14 protein-coding genes are annotated in these 14401 nt (G+C 38.3%); 8 read left to right on the top strand and 6 right to left on the bottom strand.

Translation table 11 applies throughout. From position 1 onward, the window contains the following. Positions 1–139: 139 nt before the first annotated feature. Positions 140–328, bottom strand: a complete 189-nt coding sequence (locus tag GO009_RS16460) for a hypothetical protein (protein WP_163627810.1) — start codon at positions 326–328, stop codon at positions 140–142. Between the two features lie 680 nt (positions 329–1008). Between GO009_RS16460 and GO009_RS16455 the strand changes: the two genes are divergently transcribed. Continuing rightward, positions 1009–2259 (top strand): site-specific integrase, encoded by a 1251-nt coding sequence (locus GO009_RS16455; protein ID WP_163627808.1) that lies wholly within the window; start codon positions 1009–1011, stop codon positions 2257–2259. A gap of 66 nt (positions 2260–2325) precedes the next feature. Here the strand turns inward: GO009_RS16455 and GO009_RS16450 are convergent, their stop codons facing one another. Then, positions 2326–2709, bottom strand: coding sequence for a helix-turn-helix domain-containing protein (locus tag GO009_RS16450; protein WP_163627812.1), 384 nt, complete (start codon positions 2707–2709; stop codon positions 2326–2328). 131 nt (positions 2710–2840) lie between these two features. Between GO009_RS16450 and GO009_RS16445 the strand changes: the two genes are divergently transcribed. Both GO009_RS16445 and GO009_RS16440 read left to right on the top strand, forming a co-directional pair. Next, positions 2841–3158, top strand: coding sequence for a hypothetical protein (locus GO009_RS16445; protein ID WP_163627806.1), 318 nt, complete (start codon positions 2841–2843; stop codon positions 3156–3158). Positions 3159–3188: 30 nt separating this feature from the next. Beyond that, a complete protein-coding gene (locus tag GO009_RS16440) occupies positions 3189–4235 on the top strand; it encodes a hypothetical protein (RefSeq protein ID WP_163627805.1) in 1047 nt (348 codons plus the stop codon). Between the two features lie 58 nt (positions 4236–4293). Here GO009_RS16440 and GO009_RS16435 read toward each other — a convergent pair whose 3' ends face one another. Both GO009_RS16435 and GO009_RS16430 read right to left on the bottom strand, forming a co-directional pair. Next, positions 4294–4911: a hypothetical protein gene (locus tag GO009_RS16435; RefSeq protein WP_163627803.1), complete on the bottom strand. Its 618-nt coding sequence runs from the start codon at positions 4909–4911 to the stop codon at positions 4294–4296. Between the two features lie 154 nt (positions 4912–5065). After that, positions 5066–5563, bottom strand: a complete 498-nt coding sequence (locus GO009_RS16430) for a hypothetical protein (protein ID WP_163627801.1) — start codon at positions 5561–5563, stop codon at positions 5066–5068. A gap of 613 nt (positions 5564–6176) precedes the next feature. Between GO009_RS16430 and GO009_RS16425 the strand changes: the two genes are divergently transcribed. The 5 genes from GO009_RS16425 to GO009_RS16405 all read left to right on the top strand — a co-directional run bounded on the left by GO009_RS16425 (position 6177) and on the right by GO009_RS16405 (position 13388). Then, positions 6177–6761, top strand: coding sequence for a BfmA/BtgA family mobilization protein (locus GO009_RS16425; protein ID WP_163627800.1), 585 nt, complete (start codon positions 6177–6179; stop codon positions 6759–6761). A gap of 5 nt (positions 6762–6766) precedes the next feature. Then, the gene (gene mobB, locus GO009_RS16420; protein ID WP_163627798.1) at positions 6767–7789 is read left to right on the top strand and encodes a MobB family relaxase; all 1023 of its coding nucleotides are present in this window, start codon (positions 6767–6769) and stop codon (positions 7787–7789) included. Between the two features lie 272 nt (positions 7790–8061). Further along, a complete protein-coding gene (locus GO009_RS16415; protein ID WP_163627796.1) occupies positions 8062–11202 on the top strand; it encodes a PAS domain-containing protein in 3141 nt (1046 codons plus the stop codon). Further along, positions 11195–11566, top strand: a complete 372-nt coding sequence (locus tag GO009_RS16410; protein ID WP_163627794.1) for a response regulator — start codon at positions 11195–11197, stop codon at positions 11564–11566. The genes GO009_RS16415 and GO009_RS16410 overlap by 8 nt, the downstream gene beginning before the upstream one ends. Before the next feature lie 565 nt (positions 11567–12131). Then, a complete protein-coding gene (locus GO009_RS16405) occupies positions 12132–13388 on the top strand; it encodes a site-specific integrase (protein WP_163627792.1) in 1257 nt (418 codons plus the stop codon). Between the two features lie 200 nt (positions 13389–13588). Here the strand turns inward: GO009_RS16405 and GO009_RS17700 are convergent, their stop codons facing one another. Next, positions 13589–13798, bottom strand: a complete 210-nt coding sequence (locus tag GO009_RS17700; RefSeq protein ID WP_163627790.1) for a GDCCVxC domain-containing (seleno)protein — start codon at positions 13796–13798, stop codon at positions 13589–13591. Beyond that, on the bottom strand, positions 13798–14400 hold the full coding sequence (merTP, locus tag GO009_RS16395) for a mercuric transport protein MerTP (RefSeq protein ID WP_163627788.1): 603 nt from the start codon (positions 14398–14400) through the stop codon (positions 13798–13800). The genes GO009_RS17700 and merTP overlap by 1 nt, the downstream gene beginning before the upstream one ends. Position 14401 lies beyond the last annotated feature (1 nt).

Genomic DNA, 14401 nt, shown 5'->3' with positions numbered 1-14401 from the left:
CAGAATAGATATAAAAGGAGAATCAATGAGAAGAAAATTGAAAAATAAAAACTAAGTTTAACCCAAGGATAGATCAAATCTGGGCAGTCCATTTGCCATGGTCAGTTTCATCCGGCGAAGGTGGGTCAGTTTACCCGGCTTATCCACCATATGGACCGGTTAGAGCAATATTCTTGATATCCTTATCTTTTCTATTTTCTAATGCCCAATCTAAAGCTTCACAGTATTCCTTATGGTTATCTGAGTCAATTTTTGGTGAAAGCGAGTGATAGGGGGGAGGCTCGCTTATTGGGATTATTGTTTGTTTTACTTCTATTTTTTCTTCCATTGTTTAATTAATGTAACTAATAATGGTGTACAATCTAATTACTCCCAAAGGGGGATTGGAGTATATTTTTTACAATAAAATATTTGAGCAGGGGTAATATCCTTTTATGGGGATTCCAATTTAAGAATATTTAGTTTAATGAGAATGAGAAAAACCGTAACATATTGGGATAAGATGTTGTAAGCTTTTGAAATAATCTTGAAAAATGGCTACGATAAATAGATAGGTCCATAGGAATTGAATCCTAAAGGCTACTAATAAAGGAATTGAATAGATGAAAATCAATAAACTTTAAATTGTTTTGATAATATAAAGCCATTATCTTTACTAGACCGGAAGGATTTCACCTTCCTTTACAGTTCATTTGCATTACCGTCAACAATTCGGATAACAGACATTTTTGGACTCTGTAAATTTCTGATATACAATACAATATAGGGGGGAAGGGTCATCCTGCCACCCCGACGAACCTAGAAATAGGTCAAAACAAAACACTGTTAATCATTTGATTTTCAGTGTTTTTTGTTTTTTATGCACTCGTTTGATTTCATTTAAAACCAAATAAAAGGTGTACAATTCGGTGTACAACGATTAATCCGGAATGTACTAACTTGAAAGGACTTTAGAGTACGATTTGACTTTCGTCTTTACAATTTATTGTTTAACCAAAGTCATGAAAAATGAAATCAAAGCACACTTTCACGGTAATTTTCTTTACCAGAAAATCAAGGAGCATTCCAAACCAATTATCCATCTATGTACGGATTACCGTGGATGGCAAACGTGCCGAAATCAGTCTTAAAAGAAACATTCCCTCCAAGGAGTGGGACAGTTCACGGAACCGGGGCAGGGGAGGTTCACAGAGGATCAGAGCATTGAACGCCTATCTGGACAGCGTTTACAGTAATCTATTGGACTGCCATAAGGAACTTTTGGAAGAGAACAGGGTGGTTTCCTCAAATGCCATCAAGTCCCGTTATCTAGGCGAGGATGACAACAGCAAGACCTTAAGGGAACTTATCAAGTACCATAATGAGAATATGTCAATTGTCCTGAAAAAAGGGACGATGAAGAACTATTATACGACGGAAAAGTACCTGTATAGGTTTTTAGCCAAGAAAAGAAAGGTAAACGATGTCCGCCTCAAACAGTTGAACTATGCCTTTGTAACGGATTTTGAACATTTTTTGCGCAATTACAGAGATTCAAAGAAAAGGCTCTTATTGGGCAACAATGGGGTAATGAAACATCTGGAAAGGTTCAAGAAGATGCTCAACCTTGCCGTCAAATTGGAATGGATGGACAAGAACCCGTTCAACCAGTTCCAGTTGAAATATAACAAATATGATAGACAGTTTCTGGACGAAGAGGAACTGGAGCAATTGGAAAGCACTGAAATGGGGAACGAACGTTTGGAGAGGATAAGGGACTGTTTTGTGTTTTCATGCTACACAGGCCTATCTTATGTGGATGTCAAGGAGCTGAACCGTAACAATATCGTAAAGGGGATAGATGGTAACCATTGGATTAATACCAAGCGTGAAAAAACGGACAAACCAGTTAAAGTACCCTTGCTCCCAAAGGCACGGGAAATCTTGGAAAAGTATATGCAATGTCCAGAAATGGAAAATAAAGAAAGCCTGTTGCCAATCAGTTCCAACCAAAAGACCAACGCCTATTTAAAGGAGATAGCGGATTCCTGTGACATTGACAAAAACCTGACCTTTCATGTTGCAAGACATACCTTTGCCACAACCGTCATGTTGTCAAATGGTGTACCCATTGAAACAGTCTCGAAACTTCTCGGGCATAGCAAACTGTCCACTACACAAATTTATGCCAGAGTCGTGGAATCCAAGATTAGTGAGGATATTGGAAATCTTTTGATTAGGTTCAAAGAAAAAGCAATCAAAAAAAGTGCAGCTACATGAAACAAAGAAGGAGCAAATACCATCGCTCCTTTTTACTATAAAATTCAAGATTTAGAATTGAATTCTTTATTTTTTCAACTGTTGCTCCAAATAAGAGACTTTATCCTTTTCAGCTTGGACGAGACGCTCGTAAAGCTCAATAATCTTTTCCAAGGGATTTATGGTACACAGGTAATTGTTGTTATTTGAACTGTTATCTTTAAAAGTGTTGTTTATGATATTGAAAACAGCTTCTTCCGAAAAGTTTTCAATGGCTTCGGGAGTCACTCCCAAGGCCTTGGCAATTTCCTTCAATTTGGTATCCTCGATGGTCTCTGATTGTTCAATGTTTGAAATGGCCTGTTGGCTGATGCCCAACTCCATGGCAAGGGCCTCTTGTTTCATACCCCTTAATTCCCTGATGCGGCCTATCTTCCTTCCTATGTGGTTGTTTTTGGTAGCTGTTTCCATTACGTAAATATAGGATTTTTTAATAATACCGTGCATCCGTAAAATACAACCCTCCCATGGTGCAATACATGACATTCTGTTTCGGTACATGATATTCCATTGCTTCCTTTATCCCATATCATCGGAGAAAAATGGAAACCGAACGGATCAAAGAATTGCTCAATGGACAAGAGCCTATTGCGATTGTAAGATATTTTGAATGGGCAATCTTTTCAAGGAACAGTGTAAATGCCAAATATCTATTGCTTAGGATGGACAACAAAAAAAATGACATCCACGAAATGGACATTCCTGATGGAATGGTCACCATGTTACGGTCCAGACTGGACGATTTTGAATTGGTATTACATGGCAAAAATGGCACTATATGGGAGCGGTCATCCTTTAGGGAAAGGGTCAGGGAGTCAGTCCCCATAAAAAAGATAGTTGACTTGATAGACCTATATTGACCTCCCTCGCCATGACTAAATAATATACCTATGAAAACATCTGACCAACTCATCATCGACAAAATAGCCCAAGAGCTGGAAATTGACTGTATCCACCTGAACAGGGGTGGGGATGGGCATGTGTTTAAACATCGGCTGGACATTCTGGCAAGAGCGTCCCAAAGGGACTTTCCCGAGCAGGTTCGGCCCGTTATCGATGCCATAATGATACCTTACCCCGATGTCGGCTACAGTGTCTTTTCAACCAATTATGCACGAAAAGAAGCCCAAGAGGGCAACTTGTACTTTTTGAATAACTGCAATAGAGACAGCATTGTGTACAAAAATGGAGGGAACAACTCCCCAATAATCCTTCCTGACATGGAGCCGACCAAGCTTTACGAAGCGGCCAAAAGGGAATTCAAACGGGACATGACACGAATGAAATCCTTTAGGAAGGGAGCCAGTTATTTTAGGGAATTGGGAAACCTTCCCCAGAGTGCCTTTATGCTGCACCAGACCTTTGAACAAGGATATAGGATATTGGAACGTTTCATATGCGGGAGGATAAAGATATGCCATAGCATCAAGAACCATCAAGGCTATGTATTAAAAATGTTGGACAAGCTCGGTGGCACGTTCCAAATTGAATCCGATAGGGACAGCAAATTGCTCGACCTGTTGGAGGATGCCTATTCATCCGCCCGCTATACCCATAGGTACACAATTACCAAAAATGAACTGGAACAGCTGTCCCAAAAATTGTCATTGTTCACCAAGGACATCAAGACCCTGTTCCATCGGGAGCTGTCCATATTCAAACGCAATATCGATAATGGCATTTTCAATCATAATGAAGAACTAGATTTGGAAACGCCCAATGCACATCGTGCAACAGCGGAGCCCTATGTGCGCAGGCTTGAATTCGACAACAGCTTCGAGATGCTTTGCAGAGCAAGGTCACTGCTGTTGTTGGGCGTTACCTGTCTACAGGAGGACGTGGAGCCGCCCCTTCATGTAAACGGCTTCGATTACAATATAGTTGAGGTACTGCAATTGGCAATAGAATTGTTACCGTTAAAGGAAATAAGCCCCTAACCACTAAAACAGCAGATTGTAAGTTCATCCGTATGTTTTCTTAATTCTATGCGTGTAACTAATCTTTTTTGCCAATAATTACCCGACATTTATCTTCGATAGCTTTTATGGCCGTTGTCAAATCCTTTTCGATTTGATCTTTATCCTTGAAAGCCGCATACAAATCCCTACTGCTTTGAGTCATGATTTCACTGATCAGTTTGCGGTCATCACCAAACTGTCCCAGTTTTACCATGGCAATCTGATCAGAAGCAAGGAATATCTTGTTTACAGTTTGAGAAAATACATTAAAATGTGCTTCATATTCCTTACCATACAGAGCAATAAAACGAAATTTCAGACTATGGAGCTTGTCCAAGGGCCTTTTGTTTCTTTCATATCTTTCCCTCGCTACATAAGCTTGGTTGAAAATTTCTGTTTGCTCTTTGGTTTCGTTTTCATTTTTTGTCCGACTTGAACCCTCACCTCCAAAACCAAGTGGGCTTCTGATGATTTTAATGGACTGATGTGCTTCATATAAACTAGCCAACACCTCTTCGGCCAGTTCATATTTTCTTTTCCACCTGGCTTCCCGTCTCCAACTGTTGATGCCCCAAATAGCCACAAATGAAGCAGTTATAACCCCAAAGCTTTTTAAGAGCTCCAATCCTAACTCTATTCCCTTTTCCCAAGACATAAATAACAAAAAGTAAACGAAAAATACCTAATTGTTCTTTTTTGGTGGGGGCGGTGGAGGGTTTCTCATTGTAGGTACCTGACCTTTTGGTTTGGACTCTCCACCTCCTGGATTGTTTCTGGGGGTTCCTTGCGGGCCGTTTTGCCTCTCTTGTTTAGCCATCGATATGATATTTATTTAAATAATGGTTTGTTTCTATTTCAGTATTGTTTCTCATCTTTTTGTATCGTTTGATATTTAATTTACAATCAAGTTCTTCAATTTTTTCCCAATCAGACTGTCGAAGTTCAAAATATCTGTCCATTGCTTTTTTTTCCTTTATTTGGTTGTATTGAAATTTGGTCCAAAGGCTTTCAAGTTTGTTAAAATATCGTGTATACATCATCCTCAAATTGGAGATTTCCTCTATTTCCTTATCCGAACGAATTATTTGATTTTCGACTAGCAACAAAAGTTGTACAACGGCAATAAGGATGAATGCAACCCAAACATAATCTTCAAAATATTTCCATCCCAAAATGCCACTCAATGAGACAAGTAATGTCAAAATTTGAAATGATTTTTTTAAGGTACGTTGTAGACCGAGATATTTAGTCAGGTAAATTTCTCCGTATTTTATATTTATCATTTCGTACCAAATCTTATTGGTCATATTCATTATTAAGATAGAAAATTACCATTTAGGAATAAAAATAACGTTTTTTAACAAAAAACGACTTACAAGTATAATTCTTGTTTTTTTAATTCCTCACTTCCAGTTTTTTGGATTTCACCCTGGCTTCAAGCAATCATAACCCTGCCGTTAATTTCGTAATTTTTTCATAGACCATTTATTTGAGTGCCAAAACGTATCATTTGGAAACAATCTAGATTTCCATTCTTATTGTTAAAGCTTTATATTTATATAGCTGAAGTACAGCACATTTTTTGTACGGCATATTTGATTTGACTTTCCAAAAGTCCGTACCAAACAACATAAAATTAAAGGGCAGCTGATTTTCAATCATGCTGTATTCATTCGGTCCCGCTTGCGGGACGTAGGAATAGCAAGAGGGTGATGCGCAAATTGCGCCATCACGTTTGTTTTCGGGTCTTCAACAAGTTGAAAACCAGTGAATTGAACAGATTTTGAAATACTGTACAAAATCTGGGGCTACAGTAGACTTTTCCGAAATCTACAGTAAATGCCCTCGGAGGCCCAATAAACACTGGAAATTTTTGACGCAAAAAATGACGCAATTTCACTAAAAAACAAAATCGCACCTATGGAAAAGCAATCAACAAACGACAGAACAAAGAAAGGGACAGGTGGTTATTCCAATATCACGGTAAAGAAGGAAACAGCTTTGCGCTTTCGCAGTTATTCCAAAAGGTTCAACAAGTCCCATAGCGAAGTGTTGGATGGAATGATACAATACTTCAAGGAGAACAACCATGACCCTTTTGGAGAGGGAACAAAGATCATCCTTGACAGTATCAAAAAATTGGAGCGTCAGATGATGAAAAAATTCGATAGGCTCATCGCCATCATCAAGAACATGGAAAAGACCAGTATCCGGCCCACCTATGAAATGATGTTGATCCTTTACGAGGCCTATGTAAAAGATGGGAGGAAACCGAAATCTAAATCCGTCAAGATACAGGAAGAACGAATGGATTTTTTGGAGCCTAGGAATACCGTTCCGAAAACAGAGCACGATAGGATACTGCAAGAATTCAAAGATTATAAAAAGCATTGCAATGAAATCCTCAACAATGTGGAGAAGGTGGAGCCCATGATGGGAAAGCCGTATCTAAAGATCAATATGGGGATCGGGGACTTTGAAAGTTTAAAATACCAATTAAGATAACAGCTATGTACCTTACCATCTCGGCACAGAAAATGGGCAGTACCTATAACTCCAGTGTAGGGAACTATGTGGACTATCTGGAAAAGGAGAACCAAGATAGGCTGCCCGAACAACGAGAGGAATTCTTCGACCAAGAAAATGATAGCGTAAGCCCCCAAACGGTCATCGATGAAATAGATGCCAATACGGCCAAACTAAAGCAGAAAGACCCAAAATTCTATTCAATAGTGGTCAGCCCCAACCAAAGGGAACTGAAGGCCATAGGCAATGACCCAAATATGCTAAGGGAATATACAAGGAAACTGATGGAAGACTATGCCAAGAGTTTCCATCGCAACCAAGAGATCAAGGCAGAAAATTTGAAATATTATGCCAAAATAGAGCATGAACGCACCTATCGGGGTTTTGACAGACAGGTTCAGGAAAATGCCCCCTACCGAGGAGAAATAGCAAGGCTCACGAACGAGATACGGAAAGTGGAGCGGGGCGAATCCATCGGTAATGTCAAGGAACTTGAAAAAAGAATCAAAGAGCAAACAAGATTGGCCCCACACAAACAGAACGGACAATTGGTGGCCGCAGGGATGCAAAAGGAGGGCCCACAGACCCATATCCATATCATAGTCAGTAGAAGGGACGTAACGAACACCTATACACTTTCTCCGATGGCCAAGCACAAGGCATCCGAAGTGGAACTGAACGGAAAGACGGTCAAAAGGGGCTTTGATAGGGACAGCTTTTACCAAGCAGCAGAAAAAACCTTTGACAGGACAACAGGGTTCAAGAGGAACTATGTGGAATCCTATGTTGGTAGAAAGGCCCATGCCAAGGAACCGGGGAAGTTCTTTGCCAAGGTGATGGGACTGCCCACTAAGGATAAGGATATGGCCTTTAAACTACTTAAAACCATGGGTGTCAAGGCTCCCAGGATACCGACCAATAAAGTACAGATTGCGACCAAGATTATCAAAGCCCTTGGAAGGGGTATCGATAAGGCAAGGGGCACGGGTGAGGACATGGGCTACTGAAATCCAAAAAGTAGGTTGCGCCCTATCGTGTTTTTGCTTTACGCTTATCTACCGGAATCACTACAAAAACCCGATAGGATCCATGCGCAAAAGTGGAGGTAAGTATTCTATGGGACGCTTGTTGTTCTATGTAATACTTTTAAACAGTCTGGTTTTAAGGGAAGCTTACAGATAGTTAATAATTTGTAGATTCAAGGTTTGAAGGAAAATCCTTATTTTTTTATATAATTTTTAATGTTATTTGTCGTTAATTTTTTACCTACTTACTAAATATGCCCCCAGTACCAGAGTTTGAACATAACACTCCTGAAGATTTAATATTTGATTTATGTCCACATCCTATGTGGATATTTGACATTGAAACCCTAGCGTTTCTCAAGGTCAATAAAGAAGCTATTAGACAATACGGATATTCCGAGGAGGAATTTCTTTCCATGACCATTTTGGATATTAGGCCAAAGGAAGATATCCCCAAGTTAAAAATTGCATTAGAAAATATCCTATATAGAGAAGGCTCTTATAAAGAAGGATTCTTTCGACATCAAAAGAAGAATGGAACCATTTTTCCTGTAATGTTAAAGGCCAACTTAATAACCTTTGATGGAAAGCATGCCGAAATTGTCAATTCAATTGATATTTCAAAAACTATTGATTACGAGAAAAAAAATCAATATCAGGCCCGGATATTTCAATCAATCTCTGATGTGAACAACAATTTGGTCAGGATTTCAGACTTAAAAAAGGCACTGAACAACTGTTTTGGGATAGTTTGTGAAACCTTGAAATTGGATAGGATTTATTTTTTTCAAAATGACAAGGAAACCAATGCCATTTCACAAAAGGTACTCAGGAGTAGTATAATAAATGAATCAGACTCAGCCATTGAAGAGTTTGAAAACATACCTTTTGTACTATTACAAAAAATCCTTCCTCAACTAAAGAAAGGTCAAAAAATTGATGCCAAGATTTCAGGAGTGGAAGACTCTTTATTTAAGGAATTTTTGGAAAAAAGAAGTATCAGATCCATTCTTATCCTGCCACTGAATACTGATATTACATTTAACGGTTTTATCGGTATTGATGATTGCACCAAAGAAAGAACATGGGAGAAAGAAGAACTCAAACTATTGGAAACCTTGACCACCAATCTATCTCTTTTAATTGATAGGGCGGATTCATTTTTGAAGGTCAAGGAGAGTGAAAATCGATTCAAGACCTTAGTGCAGAAAGGAAATGAATTGATATCCATCATGGATGTGGATGGAATTTATAAATATGTTTCACCTACCCATTTCTCGATGCTGGGTTTACCTATTGACGAATTACAAGGTGCCAGTTTTTTTGATGTAGTTTCTCCTGAGGATGTTTCCAGAATAAAGGAAGGCTTTCAAAAGGTGCTGCATGAAAAACAATTGTCACTTTCTCCATACAGAGCAATGGATTCAAATGGTAATTGGATGTGGTTGGAAACTGTATTGACAAACCATCTTTTGGAACCTTCTGTCAATGGAATTGTGGCCAATACCATCAATGTGACCAAGAAGGTTCAGCACCGAATGAAAAGGGAGCTTATCTATTCCCTCTCTAGGACCATTGGAAAACCGGGATTGTTAAAGGATTGTTTATACGAGGCCCTTGCCCTTTTAATGGATTTAGAAGCTATTGATGCATGTGAAGTTTGGCTATTGTCAAAAGACAATGGAAAACTTAACAGAATGGCCAAACGTTTTGAAGGTGACGAACCCGAAGACTTTTATCTATATACCCTTCCAATCAATAAGAGCAGAGATAATATAGGATTGCATAAACATGTATGGGAAACCAAGGAAAATACTATTTGGAACAATCTTGGCAAACACCCAAAATTTGAAAGTGCTACAGCATCCAATAAGGCCGGAATTGAAACTGCCATGGGTATTCCCGTTTTTAATAATGACCAGTTCATAGGCTGTTTGGTGCTTTTTTCCCGGATGGAGAAAAATGTATTTCAGAATACACTTTACCTATTTGAAGATTTGGGTGTTGAATTAGGTGCCATTATTACCCAAAAAGTAATCGAAGAAGAGTATAGAGACTTCTTTGAAATTTCTCCTGATCCGTTTTGTATTATAGGTTTTGATGGTAAACTAAAGCAAGCAAACGAAGCGTGCGCCAAATCACTTGGTATTCAAAAAAATGATTTATTGGGTTCTGATTACAACAAATTCATTCACAAATCCGATAGGGCATTTTTACAACAAAAATTCAAAGAGGACAAAGAAATATTTATTGACGAAGGGAATGAATTGAGAATGATTACCTCAAACGGGGACCCAAAATGGTTCGTTTGGTCAGGCACGATAAAGCATGAAGAAAAATTAATCTTAGCAGTGGCTAAGGACATTACTTCCCAAAAAGCTGTGGAGAAATCTCTGACAAAGGCCAACAAGCAATTAAAGCAAGCCCAAAAAATCGCCAAGCTCGGATATTGGCATAGGGATTTTAAAAAGGAAAAATCCGAATGGAGCGAAGAGACCTATAAACTTTACGGGTATACTCCGGAGAACTTTACCCCAACTATGGAGAATGTCACAAAAACATTCCACCCCGATGACCGTTACCTTATTGAAAATGACCCAAATAATCATCTGGAACCCGGTAAGGTCAAAGGTTTTGAGCATAGAATTATAAGAGCTTCTGGGGAAATTGGATGGGTTCATCAGGAAATTCAACTCATGCTGGATGATGAAGGAAATCCTTCACATATTGAAGGAACTATCCAGGACATAACGGAAAAAAAAGAGTATGAGAAACAACTGGAAATTCATAACGATCGGTTCCATTTGGCCATGTTGGCCAGCAATCAAATGATTTGGGAATTGAATCATCAAAAGAATGTTGTTATTAGAAGTTATATCGATGCTCAGGGGAATGAACAAACTTTTGATGAGCCATTTAGTTTAGATAACTCATGGTTCAAAAAAATACACCCGGATGACTTAAAGAGGGTTTGGGAGGCAATGAATAAAAATATATCGAACAAAAATTTAAACCATTGGTCTCTGGAATATAGGGTCAAATTAGAAAATGACCAATTTGGATATATAGTGGATAAATGTTACATGTTGAGGGAAAAAAACGGCGATCCAATTCGTACTGTCGGCTCTATAATGGATATTACCATTTCTAAAAACCAGATAGAAAGAATCAGAAGGCAAAATAAGACTTTGAAGGAAATTGCATGGCTTCAATCACATGCCATTAGGGCTCCTCTGACAAGGATAATGTCGCTGGTCTATTTATATAAAAATGACAAAAAAGAAAGTATATCAATCGAGGACTTGCTAAAACTGATTTCCACCTCTGTCGATGAAATTGATGAAGAAATACATAAAATAACCAAAATAACCAATAATACCTATCAAAATGATTGACGAACTGTTATTGATTGATGATGATGCAATAACGAATTTTGTAAACCAAAATATAGTGGAGCCCATTTTTAAAAACATTACCATATCGGTATTTTATAATGGTTCACAAGCATTGGACCATATTTTAAGTAACCCGAGTGTTAACTATTTGATTTTTTTAGACCTTAATATGCCAGTTATGAATGGTTGGGAGTTTTTAGAAGCTTTAATGCCCCATAAAGACAAACTTCATTTAACAATACACATAATTTCATCCTCAATTGACCCCGAGGATATAAATAGGGCAAAAGTACACCCCTTGGTAAAGTCTTTTATCGAAAAGCCCCTTGACCATGATGCTTTAAATGCAATCATAGATTGGTAACAGAATCAGTTTTTTCAATTGATATTATTTTTTATACTAATAAGTAGTTTTAGATGCCAAAAAATAGGAGGGAACTATTTTTAAATAGTGGTTAGTATTGAAGATTCCGCTAACAACTATGAGTAAAAATCAAATAAATAAGAATCCATTCTTTAACTATTTCTACAATTTTCTTTGATCTTTTTTGTATTTTGTTGGAACTAGAGGAGGGCAAATTATATTTCAGAAGTTCTTTTCATGGTTTTGTTGTGCAATCCGGTGTGCATAATTTGAAAAAATGACATAAATATTTGGTTAACAGTGGTTTATTGGGTGGTAGCTAAGTCTGCCACCCCGACAAAGAGGGTGTCAATAGACACCAATAAAAAGTTAACTGTATGATTTTCAATTGATTTCATTTTTTTTGATATCATACAGTTAGCTTTAAAATCAAAACAAAAGTTACCTATTCGGTTACCTTTTTTCGACCGGATTTTTTCACTACATTGGTAACTCCTTAGCATTTGACTTTCGCTTCGATTTGACTTTCGATATCAAATCGAGTATTAACTTAAAGTGAGAGTCTATGGGCACTACAAGAACTTTTAGCATCCATTTTTGGCTTAATATAGCCAAGAGAAACGGGGATTCGGCCCCAATTTATGCACGTGTAACGGTTGATGGAAAACGTGCAGAAATCAGTTTACAACGACAAACATCGGTTACCTATTGGGACACCAAAGCGAAGAAAACCACCTCCAGGACACCTGAGGGCAAGGCATTGAACACCTATCTGGACCAGGTATATGCCAAATTACTACAATGCCACAAACAGTTATCCGCTGAATTTGAGTTGGTTACGGCAAAATCCATAAAGGCTAGGTTCGTCGGGCATGACGAAAGACATAAAACTTTATTGGAATTAGTGGCGTACCACAACCAAAATATGAAAGGCGTACTCAAACCGGGGACGCTGAAGAATTACTATACCACCGAAAATTATATTCGAAGGTTTCTTGTTAGGGAAAAGAAGACCAATGATATATACCTAAAGCATCTGAAGTACAGTTTCATCATTGACTTTGAACAGTATCTGAGAAAAGGGCCATCCCTCCAAAATTCAAACCCTTTGAACAATAACGGTGTTATGAAACATTTGGAAAGGCTGCGTAAATTGATGAATCTGGCCATGGATCTTGAATGGCTGGAAAAAAATCCATTTACCAGGTATAAACTTAAATTCAAGAGATATAAAAAGGAATTTCTGTCCCAAGAGGAGCTGAAGCTTTTCCAAGAGGCCGATATTGAGGACAAGGGATATGGTATAGTACGGGACATTTTCGTGTTTTCATGTTATACCGGATTGTCATATACGGATGTCAGGTTGTTGGACAAAAGCAATATCGTGGTTGGTATTGATGGAGAACGTTGGATTTTTACCCAACGTGAAAAAAATGAACAACCCGTAAAAATCCCACTACTTGAAGTCGCAAAGCAGATTCTGGAAAAATATGAGGACCATCCCCATTTGAACCAAGGTAAATTACTTCCGGTATATTCAAACCAAAAAACAAATGCCTATTTAAAGGAAATAACAGCCTTATTGGGGATTTCCAAGAACCTTACCTTTCATTCGGCCCGGCATACATTTGCCACCACGGTAACACTATCGAATGGTGTTCCCATAGAAACCGTTTCAAAAATGCTGGGCCACACCAAGATTTCGACCACTCAGGTCTATGCAAGGGTCTTGGAAGAAAAAATCAGTTCGGATATGAGCGGACTGAGAAGGGCATTGAGCTTTTCCAACAATACAAGGGAAAGGGGCATTATTAATCTGTAAAAGAATATCGCCTTAACCAATATCATCGAAAGCTAAGCCCGCAAAAATTTGCCGGACAAGGGACGGCATAAAGCCGCTCCTTTGTCCCTATTTATATACTCTATTAAAAACCAAATTTCTTTAAAGAATTAAGCAAAATTGTTATCGTAAAAGTGTCCATAGCACCATAGAACTTTAGATTATTGAGTCAGTCAAAATCATTAATTACAGCAACCAGTGCCAGATTGTATGGGAGGACAGGCCACTGAACCATAAGAACAAAAAACACAACAATCTCCCTCTTTGGGTTTTAGTACTTTATTACAATTCTCACAGTCGTAGAAGAATTTACAGGCCGTTGTCGGCATTTCTTCTTCTTTTTGATGCCCACAGTTCGGGCAAGTAAGAGTGGATTTTAAGATAACCTCCATTATTCAATGATTTTGTAACCGGTTTTTCTAATGGCGGTAGCTATTTCATCAGGTGTTACCTTACCCTTGTCATACTTCACCAAAGCACTAGATTTTTCGTAGTTTGCATCTACTTCCAAAATACCTTGCAATTGATTGACTTTGTTTTCAATATGGGCTTCGCAACCTGTACAGGTCATCCCCTGAATGGAATAGTTCAATTCACCTACATTGTTTTCGGATACGTAAAGGACCTTTTTCTTAACGCTTGAGTTGGGAAAGAGCAAATGCGAGTAATAAGGAAACGCCAACATAATACCAGCAAAAATGGTCACCAAAAACAAGAATGTTTTTGATTGGATGAATTTAGGTTTGTCATCATCACAGGCGCAATCAATATCCTGTGGACGTGGCTTTAATTTTTTATACCAGGCAAAACCAAGAATCAAAACGGTCAAACCTACCAAAATAGGCCTATAGGGTTCTACCCAAGAAAAGGTAGAGGCAACACCCGTAGTTCCGGAAAGCAACGCCAAAACAGGAGTTATGCAACATAGAGAAGCTACGATAGCCGAAAACAACCCAGCAAAAGCAGTTCGATTTGATGTCATTGTTTTTTTCATT

The sequence above is a fragment of the Allomuricauda sp. TY007 genome, assembly GCF_010468565.1.
Lineage (GTDB): Bacteria > Bacteroidota > Bacteroidia > Flavobacteriales > Flavobacteriaceae > Flagellimonas.
This window is presented reverse-complemented; position numbering and strand designations above follow the sequence as displayed.